The sequence below is a fragment of the Nocardia otitidiscaviarum genome, from assembly GCF_007362295.1.
GTDB lineage: Bacteria > Actinomycetota > Actinomycetes > Mycobacteriales > Mycobacteriaceae > Nocardia > Nocardia otitidiscaviarum.
The window spans coordinates 5,171,992-5,186,937 of sequence record NZ_CP041695.1; the positions used below are offsets into that span (position 1 = coordinate 5,171,992).

General features: G+C 68.4%; 12 protein-coding genes. 3 read left to right on the plus strand and 9 right to left on the minus strand.

Going from position 1 to position 14,946, the window contains the following annotated elements; translation table 11 throughout:
• Nucleotides 1-14: 14 nt before the first annotated feature.
• On the minus strand, nt 15-428 hold the full coding sequence (locus FOH10_RS23165; protein WP_029927020.1) for a globin: 414 nt from the start codon (nt 426-428) through the stop codon (nt 15-17).
• Between the two features lie 186 nt (nt 429-614).
• Between FOH10_RS23165 and FOH10_RS23170 the strand changes: the two genes are divergently transcribed.
• Nucleotides 615-1,310: an HNH endonuclease gene (locus FOH10_RS23170; RefSeq protein ID WP_172544796.1), complete on the plus strand. Its 696-nt coding sequence runs from the start codon at nt 615-617 to the stop codon at nt 1,308-1,310.
• A gap of 21 nt (nt 1,311-1,331) precedes the next feature.
• Here the strand turns inward: FOH10_RS23170 and FOH10_RS23175 are convergent, their stop codons facing one another.
• On the minus strand, nt 1,332-1,907 hold the full coding sequence (locus tag FOH10_RS23175; protein WP_029927018.1) for a helix-turn-helix domain-containing protein: 576 nt from the start codon (nt 1,905-1,907) through the stop codon (nt 1,332-1,334).
• A gap of 76 nt (nt 1,908-1,983) precedes the next feature.
• Between FOH10_RS23175 and FOH10_RS23180 the strand changes: the two genes are divergently transcribed.
• Nucleotides 1,984-2,694, plus strand: coding sequence for an AzlC family ABC transporter permease (locus FOH10_RS23180; RefSeq protein WP_143982299.1), 711 nt, complete (start codon nt 1,984-1,986; stop codon nt 2,692-2,694).
• Entirely contained in the window at nt 2,691-3,011 is a 321-nt protein-coding gene (locus tag FOH10_RS23185) for an AzlD domain-containing protein (RefSeq protein ID WP_029927016.1), read from the plus strand. Before FOH10_RS23180 ends, FOH10_RS23185 begins: the two co-directional genes overlap by 4 nt.
• Nucleotides 3,012-3,141: 130 nt before the next feature.
• Here the strand turns inward: FOH10_RS23185 and FOH10_RS23190 are convergent, their stop codons facing one another.
• The 7 genes from FOH10_RS23190 to FOH10_RS23220 form a co-directional block, all read right to left on the minus strand.
• Nucleotides 3,142-3,816, minus strand: coding sequence for a DUF8185 domain-containing protein (locus FOH10_RS23190; protein ID WP_143982300.1), 675 nt, complete (start codon nt 3,814-3,816; stop codon nt 3,142-3,144).
• Nucleotides 3,817-3,845: 29 nt separating this feature from the next.
• A complete protein-coding gene (locus tag FOH10_RS23195; protein ID WP_052372936.1) occupies nt 3,846-4,220 on the minus strand; it encodes an acyl-CoA thioesterase in 375 nt (124 codons plus the stop codon).
• An 89-nt stretch (nt 4,221-4,309) separates the two neighbouring features.
• Nucleotides 4,310-9,211, minus strand: coding sequence for an NAD-glutamate dehydrogenase (locus tag FOH10_RS23200; protein ID WP_143982301.1), 4,902 nt, complete (start codon nt 9,209-9,211; stop codon nt 4,310-4,312).
• A gap of 381 nt (nt 9,212-9,592) precedes the next feature.
• Complete coding sequence (ettA, locus tag FOH10_RS23205; RefSeq protein ID WP_115061533.1) at nt 9,593-11,269, minus strand: energy-dependent translational throttle protein EttA; 1,677 nt, start codon at nt 11,267-11,269, stop codon at nt 9,593-9,595.
• Between the two features lie 54 nt (nt 11,270-11,323).
• Nucleotides 11,324-11,767 (minus strand): single-stranded DNA-binding protein, encoded by a 444-nt coding sequence (locus FOH10_RS23210; RefSeq protein ID WP_143982302.1) that lies wholly within the window; start codon nt 11,765-11,767, stop codon nt 11,324-11,326.
• 117 nt (nt 11,768-11,884) lie between these two features.
• Nucleotides 11,885-12,850 (minus strand): threonine/serine dehydratase, encoded by a 966-nt coding sequence (locus tag FOH10_RS23215; RefSeq protein ID WP_143984278.1) that lies wholly within the window; start codon nt 12,848-12,850, stop codon nt 11,885-11,887.
• Nucleotides 12,851-12,858: 8 nt separating this feature from the next.
• Nucleotides 12,859-14,901: a bifunctional copper resistance protein CopD/cytochrome c oxidase assembly protein gene (locus FOH10_RS23220; protein ID WP_143982303.1), complete on the minus strand. Its 2,043-nt coding sequence runs from the start codon at nt 14,899-14,901 to the stop codon at nt 12,859-12,861.
• Nucleotides 14,902-14,946 lie beyond the last annotated feature (45 nt).

Consider the following 14,946-nt stretch of genomic DNA (forward strand, 5'->3'; position numbering starts at 1 on the left):
AAGCGCCGAGTAATTCAGAACGGCGAGTTCATGAGCGAATTCGCGGCCATCTCGAAGTAGTCGAGCAGCTGTTTGCGGTGCTGATCATCGAGCACCTCCGGCTCGATCTCGGCCACCGCGATCCGCATGGCGCGCAGCCAGGCGTCCCGCTCCAGCGGGCCCACCTTGAACGGCATGTGCCGCATGCGCAGCCGCGGGTGCCCACGCTCGTCGGAGTAGGTGCGCGGCCCACCCCAGTACTGCTCGAGGAACATGCGCAGCCGCCGCTCGGCCGGCCCCAGATCCTCCTCCGGATACAGCGGACGCAGCACCTCGTCCGCGGCCACCTCCCGGTAGAACGCGGCGACGAGCCGGTGGAACGTCTCGGCCCCACCGACCGCCTGGTAGAAGGACGTCGCAGTCTGCTCACCCGAACTCACGCCGTCCATTCTGCCTGTCGAGCGCGCGGCGGGGATTCCGGGGAGGTGGGGAACCGGATTATCACGGCCTGTTCACCTGAATGTGCCCGACAATGTGCGAAATCACCGTGCATTCCACGTCCGGGCATGGTCAACTTGGGGGCAGTCTGCCGAGTTACCACATACTCCAGCGAATACGAATTCGGGGTTGCACACATGAAGCAGCGGCACGGCGCGCGGCACGAGGCGCGCACACACCGACAACTCCAGCCCGCCGACGTCCACAATCGTGGGTCGGGGGCTCCCTCGCTGCATGTTCTGTCCGATCATTCGTATCCGGGTGCGCGTCACGATCACGCGCATCGCTCCGCCGATTCCCCTCCGCAGGTCCCGAGCTGGGCCAAACGTCGCGTCCTCCTGCTGAACGCGACCTACGAGCCGCTCACCGCCCTCTCCGCGCGCCGCGCCATCGTGCTGCTGATCTGCGACAAGGCCGATGCGGTCCACGACAACCCCGAAGGTCCGGTCGTGCACTCCGCGGGCGCCGCGGTCGCCCTCCCCTCCGTCATCCGACTACGCAACTATGTGCGAGTCCCCTATCGCGCCCGGGTGCCGATGACCCGGGCTGCGCTCATGCACCGCGACCGCTATCGCTGCGCATACTGCGGCGGCAAGGCCGAGACCATCGACCATGTGATCCCGCGCAGCCGTGGCGGCGCGCATTCCTGGGAGAACTGCGTCGCCTCCTGCGCCCCCTGCAACCACCGCAAGGCCGATAAGTTGCTCAGCGAACTGGGCTGGACGCTGCGTCACCCGATGGTCGCGCCCAAGGGCCCGCACTGGCGGCTGCTCTCGGCCTCCTCGGAGTTGGACCCGGTGTGGTTGCAGTATCTCGGCGAGGACGTGGCCTAGCCGATTCCGTCGTCGCGGCCGTCAACTGAATTCGCTGATGAGCAGACCCCAGGTCCCGGATTCGAGCGCCTCGAAGATGTGCGGCAGGTCGCCCGGGTAGCAGATGTAGTCGCCGGGATGCAGTTCCACGGGCGCGTCCACGTGCCCGACCTTGGCGCGGCCCGCGCACAGCACCACATGCTCGACGACCCCGCGAGTATGCGGATCGGATTCGCGCGGATGCCCCGGCTCCACGGTGAGGCGGTAGATGTCCCGGCGGGCATTGGGCGGGGCGGCCGACAGCAGGGCGATGCGGTAGTCGGCCTGCGCCGAGGCCAGCGCCTGCCCCTCCCCGGCGCGAATCACCTGGACCTGCGGGCGGGGCGGATCGAGCAGCTGGGAGAATGGCACATCGAGGGCGACGCACAATGCCCACAGGGTTTCGATGCTCGGATTGCCGGAGCCCGACTCCAGTTGCGACAGTGTGGATTTGGCGATACCCGCCCGTTTGGCGACCTCGCTGAGCGACAACCCGGCACGGGTGCGCTCGCGGCGCAGGGCGGCGGCGATCGCCTGCTGCGGTGAAGCGGCGGGAGTGGGGCTGTCGTGCTGGCTCATATCGGGTTCACAGCGTACCGGGTGATGTTCGTCCACCGCTTTGACGAATCGGCCCGATGCGTTCACTATAGACAACATGCGTTCGATATGGCGAACACTGGATCGGGGTGTGCTCACCGGTATCGCGGCGATCTGCCTGGCGATCGCCATGATCGGCGTGTCCTACGGGGCGACCGCCGTCACCTCCGGGCTGCCCGCCTGGCTGCCGATGCTGCTCAGCATCGCGGTCGTGGCCGGCGGTGCCGAATTCGTCTTCATCGGCATCATCACCGCGGGCGGCAGCCTCGTCGCGGCCGTGCTCGCGGGGCTGCTCGTCAATGCGCGCCATCTGCCCTACGGCCTGTCCGTCCCCGATGTGGTGGGGTCGGGCTGGCGTCGCCTGGTCGGCACCCACGTCATGAACGACGAGTCGGTGGCGCTGGCACTGGCCCAGCCCGATCGCGACCGCCGCCGCGCCGCCTACTGGCTGTGCGGCCTGGGGGTGCTGACCGCGTGGCCGCTCGGGGCGGCCGTCGGCGCGGTCCTCGGATCGGTGGTGCCCGACCCCAATGCCTTCGGCCTGGACGCGGTCTTCCCCGCCGTCCTGATCTCACTGGTGCTGCCCGCGTTCAACGATACGCTCACCCGCACCGCCGCTCTGATCGGCGCGGGCGTGGCCGCGGTGACCACCCCGTTCCTGGGTGCGGGCCTGCCCATTCTGCTGGCGCTGCTGGCCGTGGTGCTGGTGGCCCGCCGCGCGGGTGACGAGCCGTCGCCGGAGACCGGCCCCGAGGGCGCGCCGTCATGACCAAGGCGCTCCTCTTCGGCACCCTGGCGCTGGCCGTGGGCACGTACGCCTTCCGCTTCGCGGGCCCGGTCCTGCGCCGCCGGGTCAATGTCTCCCCGCGCGTGATCCGCCTGCTGGAGATCGCCTCGGTCGTCCTGCTCACCGCCCTGGCCGTCACCACGCTCATCCCCTCGAGCGGCAGCGCCCACGCCGGGATCGCCCTGCCCGCAGGCGTTCTCGTCGCCATCGTGCTCGCCTGGCGACGCGCGCCGCTGCTGGTGGTCATCCTGTCCGCGGCCGTCACCACGGCAGTACTGCGCCTGCTCGGCGTCTCCTGAGCGCAGCGGGGCCGACCGCCGCGACTCGACCGAGAGTGCCTGAGCCGCGCACCCGGCCGCCCCGCCGTTCCGGCGATTCGCGCCGCCGCTGGCTGCGCCTACCGCGGGAACAGTCGCGCGATCTCCCCGCCTACTGCGGGAACAGTGGCATGCCGGGGCCGCGGCGGCGGGCGACGGAACCGTAGCGGGCGTCGAGGCGCAGCCAGGTGCGGGCGGCGCGGACCCGGACGATCTCGTCCACGGAGATGCGGCGGGAGTCGGCCTTCTCGCCGCCGTGCGGAATGAAGTCCATGGCGGTGAGGGCGAAGACCACCCGCATGGGCACCTCCACCTCTTCCCCGCCGCCGGAGACGGTGAGCACGGTCTGGTCCAGCAGGGAGGCGGGCGGGCCGTGGGCGCTGCCATGCTCCTGGGCCACCTCGGCACCACGCTCGGCCAACTCGACCAGCATGCGCGCGGGGACGTCGTCCACGTGCACGAACCCGGCGGCGGGCGGCAGCGCGGCACGCCAAGCCGAATCCATGGCGTACCCGAGGTCGATGGGATTGCCGGGCTCCGGCCCGTGCAGGCCCGACAGCACGGTGTCACCGCCGACGGCGATGTCCTCGACGCTCAGCACCGCCACCACCGTGCGGACCGCCAGGGTTTCGAAACCCGTGGCGGCCCAGGCGGATACGTAGTTCACGCCCCGGCGGCGCAGCCGGATCACCACCGCCGGGTCCAGCCGGACCGCATGGTTGACGAAGGTGGCCAGGTTCTCCCGCTCGGCCGGATCCGGAATATGAAGTGTCGCTTGACCTGCCACGGTTCAGCTCGAAATCATTCGGCCCGCGATCACTCCGCCAGCCACTGCGCGAGATAGTCGCGTTCGTCGTCGGTGAGGCGGCGTAGTCGCTGGGTGTCGATATCGAAGGCCGCGAGCTGCGTGGACGCGACCACCGCCGGACGCGCGTCCGGGGCGACCCCGGCCGCGCGCACCTCGTAGGCGACGGTGAAGTCCACCGCGCGCAGCTGCGACACCCACATGGAGACGTCCAGCGGCGAATCCTCGTGCCGCAGTTGACCTTTGTACTGCACCCGGAGATCGGCGAGCACACAGCCACGCCCCAGACGAGCGGTCGGCCGGTCATCGGTGAACAGCCAGGGGATCCGCGCCTCCTCCAGCAGGGTCACCATGCGGGCATGGTTGATGTGCTGGAACACGTCCATATCGGACCAGCGAACCTCGACCTTGGTGTGGAAGCGGGGCGGCGGCGCGAGCGCCACCCTCCCCGCTCCGTTCAGCGAACCGACACTCGTCAACGCGGTACCTCCGATTGCGCACCCACCCCGCTCACCATGCTGCGCACCTGCCGCGCCGCGACCGACAGCGTGGCGAGGTCGTGGGTTCCGGACTCGAACAGCTCCGACAGCGCCGCACGCGCGCGACCCAGTCGAGACTGGTTTTTCGACTCCCAGTATGCAATCTTCTCCTCGGCCGTCTCCTCGGGGTCTCCGGCGGAGAGCACATCCAGGGTGAGCGACCGCAGTGAACCGTACATGTCGTCGCGCAGCGCCAACCGGGCCAGCGCGTGCCAGCGATCACCGCGTTCCAGGTGACTGACCGCCTGCAACAGCCAGTCGATCTTGAGGTGATCGTTGAGCGCGTAGTACAGCGCGCCCACCTCGTCACCACCCCGGTCGGTGATGTCGGCGATATCGATCACATCCAGCAGCGGGAACAGGTTGAGCAGCCCCAGCACCTCACTGGCCAGGTCGGCCGGAGCGCCGCGCCCGATCAGCACCTGCGACTGCGCCATGAGCGAGTCGATGTGATGGCCGCGCAACCAGCCGGGCACCTTCGGCGAAAGCGATCGCACCGACGCGGCGTAGCGGTGGATCTCCGCGCCCACGGCGATGGGCTGCGGCCGATTGTTCAGCAGCCAGCGGGAGGCGCGATCGAGGGTTCGCTTGGTCTCCAGCTCCAACGCGTCCTTGATCGAGGTCGGAATGCTCGCCGCCCGGATACGCTCCCAGACCGCATGCAGATCGAAGATCTGGGTGGCGGCTGTGAAGGCCCGTACCGCATCGGAGGCCGTCGCCCCGATCTCCTCGTTCAAGCGGAACGCGTACGTGATGCCGCCCAGATCGACCACCTCGTTCACCAACATGGTGGTGGTGATCTCCCGACGCAGCCGATGCCGCTTGATGGCCGGGCCGAACCGCTCCCGCAGCGGTGTCGGGAAGTAGTCGGGCAGCCGCGCGGCGAAGTAGGCGGTATCGGGCAGATCGCTGCCGAGCAGGTCGGTCTTGAGCGAAAGCTTCACGTGCGCCATGAGATTCGACAGCTCGGGCGAGGTGAGGCCGGTCCCCTCCTCCAGCCGCCGCTTGATCTCGACGTCCGACGGGAGCGCCTCCAGCTCGCGGTCCAGCCCGCGCCGCTCCTCCAGCTCCTGGATGACGCGCACCTGCACATTCAACATGCGCGACGCCTCCGCCCGCGACATGCCCATCAGATAGTTCTGCGAGACGTTGTCACGTAGTACCAGCGCCGCGACCTCGTCGGTCATGGAGGCCAGCAGCGGATTGCGCTCGGATTCGGCGAGTTCGCCGCTGCTCACCACGCCGTCGAGCAGAACCTTGATATTGACCTCGTGGTCGGAGCAGTCCACGCCCGCGGAATTGTCGAGCGCGTCGGTGTTCATCTTGCCGCCGTTGCGGCAGAACTCGATGCGCCCGTGCGCGGTCACGCCGAGGTTGCCGCCCTCGCCGATCACCCGCACCCGCAGCTCGTTACCGTTCACCCGCACCGCGTCGTTGGACTTGTCGCCGACCTCGGCATTGGATTCGGTGCTGGCCTTGATGTAGGTGCCGATGCCGCCGTTCCACAGCAGTTGCACCGGGGCCTTCAGGATCGCGCGCATGAGTTCCGGCGGCGACAGGGCCGTCACGCCCTCGTCCAGGCCCAGGGCCTGGCGGGCCTGCTCACTGATCGGAACCGATTTGACGGTGCGGTCCCACACCCCGCCACCCGCGCTGATGAGGGAGCGGTCGTAGTCCGCCCAGGACGAGCGCGGCAGTGCGAACATGCGCTGGCGCTCGGCATAGGAGGTGGCCGCGTCGGGGTCGGGGTCCAGGAAGATGTGCCGGTGGTCGAAGGCGGCCACCAGCCGGATGTGCTCGGACAGCAGCATGCCGTTGCCGAAGACGTCACCGCTCATATCGCCGATGCCGACCACGGTGAAGTCCTGGGTCTGGGTATCGATATCCATCTCGGCGAAATGCCGTTTGACGCTCTCCCACGCACCCTTGGCGGTGATGCCCATGGCCTTGTGGTCGTAGCCCGCGCTGCCGCCGGAGGCGAAGGCGTCGCCGAGCCAGAAACCGTACTGCCGGGCAACGTCATTGGCGATATCGGAGAAGGTCGCCGTGCCCTTGTCTGCCGCCACCACCAGGTAGGTGTCGTCACCGTCGCGGCGCACCACCCGCGCGGGCGGAATCACCTCGCCGCTGGCGCGGTCCACATTGTCGGTGACGTCGAGCAGACCGGAGATGAAGGTGCGGTAGCAGGCCACGCCCTCGGCCTGCAACGCCTGCCGGTCCACCACCGGGTCCGTGGTCGCGGCCGGGGGCTGCTTCACCACGAAACCGCCCTTGGCGCCGACCGGCACGATCACCGCGTTCTTCACCGCCTGCGCCTTCACCAGGCCCAGGATCTCGGTGCGGAAGTCCTCCAACCGATCCGACCAGCGCAGGCCGCCGCGCGCCACCGGACCGAAGCGCAGATGTACGCCCTCCACCCGCGGTGAGTACACGAAGATCTCGAATTGCGGTCGGGGCTTGGGCAGTTCGGCGATCTCCTGCGGCTCCACCTTGAACGACAGGTATTCGCGCGGACACCCCTCGGCATCGGTCATGTAGTAGTTGGTGCGCAACGTGGCGCGCATGAGCCCCAGGATGGCGCGCAGAATGCGGTCGGCGTCCAGGCTCACCACATCGTCGATGCGGCGGCGCACCGCGGTCTCGAGCTCACGGGCCTGCTCGGCGTCGGCGGTATCCGGATCGAAGATGGCCGCGAAGAGGTTCACGAACAGCTGCGCGACATCCGGGTAGGCGAGCAGTACGCGGGTGATATTGGCCTGGCTGTAGGGAAAACCGGCCTGCTGCAGGTACTTCGCGTACGCGCGCAGGATGGAGACCGAGCGCCAGGGCAGGGCGGCGCGCAGCACGAGTTCATTGAGGCCGTCGGCCTCCGCCCGCCCGTACCACAGCGCCTCGAAGGCGTCGATGAACCGCTCGCGCAGGCCGCGGACCTCGGCGTCGAGCAGGTGCATACGGTCGGCCGATTCCACCAGCTGGGCGTCCATATCCCGGTCCAGCGCGCTGCGCAGCAGCTCAGGCCGGGCCAGCAGGCCGAAGTCGTAGATCCAACGCTCCGGGCCGTGATCGAGTTCGATCTGGTACGGCCGCTCGTCGACGACCTCCACCCCGAGACTCTGCAGCACCGGCAGCACCTGGCTCAGCGAAATGCTCGCGCCGCCGATGTAGAGGCTGAAGCGCCAGAAGCCCGGCTCGGAATCGGAGCGGCGATACAGGTGCTGGTCGATCCCGCCGTCCTGAAGCCGTTGCAGGCGAACGATATCCGCCAGCGCCCGGCTCGCCCCGAAATCCTCCTTGTAGCTCTCCGGGAACGCTTCGGCGTAGGTCGCCACCACCGCCGGATCGAGTACGGCGGACGTCGCGACCTCGTCGTTGAGGTGGTCCTCCCAGGTGCGACTGGCCTCGGCGAGCAAGTGCTGAATGCGCAGCCGGTTGGGTTCGGAGGTGTCGGCGACGCGGCCCTCGTCGGGCAGGCGCACCGTGAAGTACACGCTGGCGAGTTCGCTCTCGGAGACCCGCGCCGAGTAGTCGATGGACGCGCCGCCGAGTTCGCGCACCAGGATGTCCTGCATCTCCAGGCGCACGGCGGTGGTGTAGCGGTCGCGCGGCAGGTACACCATGCAGGCGACGAACCGGCCGTAGCCGTCCAGGCGCATGAACAGTCGAACCTGGCGGCGCATACCGACATTCAGCACGGTACTGGCGGTGCGACGCAGGGTGTCGGCGTCGGAGGAGAACAGCTCGGTGCGTGGGAAGGACTGGATGACCTCGAGCATCTCCTGACCGGAGAAGGAGTCCAGGTCGAAACCGCTCGCCTCGATGACCCGGCGCACCCGGCGTTCGATGACCGGGATGTCGAGGACGTTCTCGTGCATGGCGGTGACGGTGAAGACGCCGATGAACAGGTGTTCACCGGTGACGACGCCCGATTCGTCGAATTCGGCGACACCCACGAAGTAGGGGTAGACGGCCCGGTGCACGGTGGCCGGGACCAGGCCCTGGGTCAGCATGAGCAGCGGCTGGTCACCGCTGTTGTCGGGGACGCGGAAATCGGTGCCCACATTGGGGCGCAGCACGCCGAGGCTGGTGTCGGGGCGCGCCACCGACTTGGTGGTGCCGTCGACGGTGGTGCGCTCGTAGCGGGCGTAGCCGAGCACGGTGAAGTGCCCGTCGGCCAACCAGCGCAGCAGCTTCGCGCAGTCGGTCAGATCGGTGGCGGAGAACGGGGACGCGCCCGCCGCGGCGGCGGCATCGAGTTGTTCGGCCACGTGTTCCTGCGCCTCGCGCATGGCCTCGGTATCGCCGATGACGTCGCGCACGTCGGTGAGCACGTCCGGGATGGACGATTCGATGCGCTCCAGCTGCTCCCGGCTGGTGGAGGGGTGCAATTGGATGTGCATCCAGGATTCGCGCAGCCCGGTCGCGCCATTGCCGTCCACCTCGTGCGGGACGGCGGTCTCCAGGGTGCCGTCGGCGTCGCGGGTGACCTCGAAGATGGGGTGCACGACCTCGCTGACGCTGATGCCCATGCGGTTGAGCGAGGAGGTGACCGACTCGACCAGTAGCGGCATATCGTCGGTGACCAGTTGCAGGGCGGCCCCCAGGCAGGACTCGTCCTCGGGGTGGTGGACCTTCACATTGGCCAGGCCGCGACTGCGCCGGATGGCCAGTTCCACATGGCTGCGGAAGATCTGCGTCGACGTCGCCGGGATCGCGCAGTCCGCGTCCCCGGCGTCGACGTGTCGGAAGTACGCCTCCTCCAGCGACACCAAGTTGCCGCGCAGCGATGCGGGCAAACTCGCAGCCCATGCCGCGCTGGACAATTCGGACGAGACGGTCATTTTCGCCAGCTCCTCGGATTCGGTTCCGTAACAAAGTGACGCCGGTCCCGAGAGTAGCTGGGCGCGGGATGCGCCGGGCTCAATTCCTCTCAATGCCGCGCCGCGTCGTACAGACCCGACAAACAAGGCAGAGCGGCGTTCACCGCGATGCCGCCGAATCGCCAGGTGGCGTACGACAAACCTTGCATCTGAACGGCTTTCGCGCACTAGTGCGTTTGCGCTACGCACTGAGTTCGCTCTCAGATTGCCAGCGGGCATGGCTGAGTGCCGCACCTGCCCCGGCTAACGCCGGGACGCCAGCAACCTCGGTGCGTTCACACCGCAGGTGTCGCCGTGCCCGCCGCCCGAAGGCGGCGGGCCAGCGCGTCGGAGGTCGTCGCCCTATCCGCGGGTCAGCTTGCGGTGGGTGACGCGGTGCGGACGGGCCGCCTCCGGGCCGAGGCGCTCGATCTTGTTGGCCTCGTACGCCTCGAAGTTGCCCTCGAACCAGAACCATGCCGCCGGATTGTCGTCATTGCCCTCCCACGCCAGGATGTGCGTGCAGGTGCGGTCCAGGAACCAGCGGTCGTGGGAGATGACCACGGCGCAGCCCGGGAAGTTCTCCAGGGCGTTCTCCAGCGAGCCGAGGGTTTCGACGTCGAGGTCGTTGGTCGGCTCGTCGAGCAGGATCAGGTTGCCGCCCTGCTTGAGGGTGAGCGCCAGGTTCAGCCGGTTGCGCTCACCACCGGAGAGCACGCCCGCCGGCTTCTGCTGATCCGGCCCCTTGAAGCCGAAGGCCGAAACATAGGCACGCGAGGGCATTTCCTGGTTGCCGACCTGGATGTGGTCCAGCCCGTCGGACACCACCTGCCACACCGTCTTGTTGGGATCGATCCCCGCGCGGTTCTGGTCGACGTAGCTCAGCTTGACGGTGTCGCCGACGCGCACGACGCCGCTGTCCGGATCCTCCATGCCGACGATGGTCTTGAACAGCGTCGACTTACCGACACCGTTGGGGCCGATGACGCCGACGATGCCGTTGCGCGGCAGCGAGAACGACAGATCCTTGATCAGCTGGCGGTCGCCGAAGCCCTTGTCCAGGTGCTCGACCTCGACCACCACATTGCCCAGGCGCGGACCGGCCGGAATCTGGATCTCCTCGAAATCCAACTTCCGCATCTTCTCGGCCTCGGCCGCCATCTCCTCGTAGCGCTGCAGGCGGGCCTTGTTCTTGGCCTGCCGGGCCTTGGCGCCCGAGCGCACCCACGCGAGCTCGTCCTTGAGGCGCTTCTGCAGCTTCTGGTCCTTCTTGCCCTGGACCTCGAGCCGCTCGGCCTTCTTCTCCAGGTAGGTGGAGTAGTTGCCCTCGTAGGGGTAGGTGCGGCCGCGGTCGAGCTCGAGGATCCAGCCCGCGACATTGTCGAGGAAGTAGCGGTCGTGGGTGACGGCCAGCACCGCGCCCGGGTACTGGGCGAGGAACTGCTCCAGCCACAGCACCGATTCGGCGTCGAGGTGGTTGGTGGGCTCGTCGAGCAGCAGCAGGTCGGGCTTGCTCAGCAGCAGTTTGCACAGCGCGACACGGCGACGCTCACCACCGGAGAGGTTGGTGACCGGCTCCTCCGGCGGCGGGCAGCGCAGCGCGTCCATCGCCTGCTCGAGCTGGGAGTCGAGATCCCAGGCGTCGGCGTGGTCGAGCTCCTCCTGCAGCTTGCCCATTTCCTCCATGAGCTCGTCGGAGTAGTCGGTGGCCATGAGTTCGGCGATCTCGTTGAAGCGGTCCAGCTTGACCTTGATCTCGCCGAGGCCCTCCTCGACATTGCCGCGAACGGTCTTCTCCTCGTTCAGCGGCGGCTCCTGCTGCAGGATGCCGACCGTGGCACCGGGCGCCAACCAGGCATCACCGTTGTTCGGCTGGTCCAGTCCCGCCATGATCTTCAGCACGCTCGACTTACCAGCGCCGTTCGGCCCCACGACGCCGATTTTGGCGCCGGGGAGGAAGTTCAGGGTCACATTGTCGAGCACGACCTTGTCGCCGTGTGCTTTGCGAACCCCTCGCATTTGGTAGATGAACTCAGCCATATGGAAAATCCTATGCTGCGGCGCTGAGCGCCGCCGTCGAGGGCGGTGGTGGGGCTAGTCCGATGCGGTCGCCACTTCGGCCTCCCTGTGTTCGGTATCACCGGGTGGTGCGGTGTGGTCGGTGTCCACGCGTTCGAACCGTTTGCGCTGCACGAGGGCCGTGCAGCGGCCGAGATCCGGACCGAGAGCGAAGGCCCGCAGCTCGAGATCACTGCGCGTCACTCCCTCCCGCGTGCGGTATTCGTGCGAACTGAGCTGTCCGTAGGCGATGACCGGATCGCCGCGGTGCAACGAGGCTTCCACCCCCGCGACCAGCCGCCGCCAGCAGCGCACCGTGAGATAGGTGGTGTCACCGTCGACCCATTCGCCGCGCTGGGTGTCGAAGCGCCGCGGATTGCTGGCCAGTCGAAAACTGATCAGCTGCTCACCGCTGGGCAGTTCCCGTCGCACCGGATGCGTAACCACCGTACCCACTATGGACGTATTGATTTCGTACATCGTTGCTCCCCCTTGCCGACTGGCTTCCGTACCCGGAAGACCTCTCCAGCGTGACGCGCGCGAGACCGGCACGACAGCCCGCCTTCGGCGAGTGGGGATAACTCCGATGCTTGTGAACTACAAGGTTGCCAGATCCGTATTCGCCCCGCACAACACGATGACCGGTCGCTCGTACGGTTTGGGCACGTATACGCCGCTCTGGATGGCGGCGAGCGCGGTGGCGCCGGCGGGCTCCACCACGATCCGGAACTCCCGCCACAGGTACTCCCGCGCCATCACGATGGCGTCATCGCTGACCAGCAGCGATTCCACGCCGTAGCGCTGCGCGACCTCCATGGCGATGGCACCGATCCGGCTGGCCCCCAACGAATCCGAGGCCACGCTGGACACCTCCACCTCGACCGGCCGCCCGGCCGCGAGCGCCGCGTGCAGGGTCGGCGCGCCGTGCGGTTCCACGCCGATCACCCGGCCGCGCGGTCCCAGCGCCACCGCGATCCCGGAGACCAGTCCCCCGCCGCCGACGGCCACCAGCACCGGCGGCCGCCCGCGCACCTGATCCTCGATCTCCAGCCCGACCACACCGGCCCCGGCCACGATGGCGGGCTGGTCGTAGGCGTGCAGTTGCAGTGCGCCGCGCTCCACCGCCAGTTCGGTGGCGAACCGGTACGCCTCGGCGTATGTGGTTCCGTGCCACAGCACTTCGGCCCCGTGCGACCACATGGCCGCGACCTTGGTGTGCGGTGCGGATTCCGGCACCACCACCGTGCAACTCAGTCCGCGCACGGCACTGGCCAGGGCGGCGGCGATACCGGCATTGCCGCCGGAGGCCAGTACCACGCTGTCGGCCCCGGCCCGCGCACCCAGCAGCGCGTTCAGGCTGCCGCGCACCTTGAACGTGCCGCCGTGCTGCAGGTATTCCAGTTTCAGCGTGACCGGCACCGGTCCGTGCGGACCCTGGACCTCGGTATGGAACACCGGGGTGACCCGAAACTGCCCGCGCAGCAGCCGTCTGGCCCGCCGCACGTCGGATCGGTAGAGCTTCTTGACCTTTCGCGCCGGGTCCTCCCCGGTCGGCGCGACGATCCGGTCAGTCACTTGCGTACCTCTCGATCCCGTCTCGCCAGTTCGGCGAACATGGCGTTGTGCGCGGCCAGCTCGGCGTCGTCGTCCCGGTCGGCGGCGCGGTCGATACGGTTGGCCAGCCGCTGATCGCTGCGCGACCACTGGATGAGCAGTGCCAGCATCACCAATACCAGCGGAATCTCACCGCTGGCCCAGGCCAGGCTGCCGCCATTGCGCTGATCCTCGAGCAGGTTGTCGTTCCAACCCAGGCCGAGGCTGCGGTAGAACCAGCCGCCCATGACGGTATTCATGCTCATCAGCGCGACGCCGAAGAAGGCGTGGAAGGGCAGTGAGCCGAACACCATGCCCACCTTGGTGAGCGGCTCCACCTGACGCGGCTTGGGGTCGATGCCGATGACCACCCAGTAGAAGAGGTAGCCGCTCACCAGGAAGTGCAGATTCATCAGCAGGTGCGCGCCGTGCGAATCCACGAACTGGTCGAACAGACCGCCCATGTACAGGCCGTAGAACCCGACCACGAAGAACACCGACGCCACCACGGGCTGGGTCATGAAGCGCGACACCGGATTGTGCACCGCCGCCAGAATCCACTCGCGCGGTCCCGGCGGGGCATCGCGTCCGGCGGGCGGCAGCGCCCGCAGCGCCAGCAGCACCGGCCCGCCCAGCGCGAACAGAATCGGCGCCAGCATGGACAACAGCATGTGCTGCCCCATGTGCACGCTGAACATGGCCGGCGCGTAGCGGCCGATACCGGAGCTGGTCGCGATCAGCAGTACCGCGCAGCCCGACAGCCAGGCGATGGTGCGCCCCACCGGCCAGGCGTCGCCGCGTGCCCGCAGCCGCATCACACCGCGGATATAGAGGACGGCGAGCACGATCGCGAGCGTGCCGTAGATCAGGTCGAACCGCCAGTCGAACAGCAGCCGCGCGGCGGTCGGCGGCCCGGCCAGGTTGTAGCCGAGCTCTACCTCTGCCGGAGTCGGGATCTGCTTCAGCTCCGGCGGCGGGGTGCGCCCGAGCCCGACCGCCAACCCGACCGTGGCAGCGAAGATGAGTGCCTCGACGCCCGCGAACCGGATCAGGGCGCGTCGATCGCTCGGATCGGCCTCCAGCCCGGGGAGCGCCGCGCGCCGCTGGAGATATCCGATGACGCCGAGCACGATGAGCGCCGCCGTCTTGGCCAGGATGAGCCGCCCGTAGGTGGTGTCCACCAGATCCGACGGCTCCTGCAACCGCACCCAGGCATTGAGCACGCCGCTGGCCGCGATCACGATGAACGCCACCGTCGCCACCGTGGAGAACCGCCGGGTGGCGAGCGCGGTCCACTTACCCCCGCGCAGTGCGTAGGCCAGGACCGCGAACAGGCCGCCCACCCAGAACCCGGTGGCGAGCAGATGCAGAATGAGACTGTTGGTCGCCACATCGTGCGACCCGCCCGACGACGAGTGCCCCGTCAGCGCGACCGGCAGCAGCGACAGCACCGACAGCCACAGCAGCACCGGCGTCCAGCCCCAGCGCAGCGCGACCCGGCACCCGACCGCGAGCACCAGCACGAAGAACACGGTGAGCCGCCACGAACCGGCGACATCCACCGTATCGGCGGCCCGCCACACCTCCTCCGGCCGCAGCGAGTCCGCCAAGGGCTGCCCGGTCGTATCCGACAGCGTGAGCGGCACCAGCAACGCCGACGCCCCCGCCCACACCAGCGCCGAATTCGCGGCCCGCCGCAACGCCCGATACCCGCCCACATCGAGCAGCCCATCCCGCTGCGGCGGCACCAGGAACGCGGCGAACAACAGCGATCCCACGGTCAACGCCGCCGACAAATCGGCGACAGCCCGCACCGCGGGCAACCCATACGTCGTGAGCGGCCCAGGGTCCGGAATCCCGAGCAACGTCAGCGCCTCCGCCGCCGACAACCCCACCACCAGCGCCGCCACCATAGCCGCGAACGCCCCCGCCATAGCCGCGAGCACACCAAACGTCGCCCCCGACCCCGACCGATTGGCCTGGAAGTCGGCGACTGCGGGCGGGTCCTGCGGAGACGACATACGACTCAGGGTAGTTCGAAGCGCCGATCCGGACTCCCACGGGGT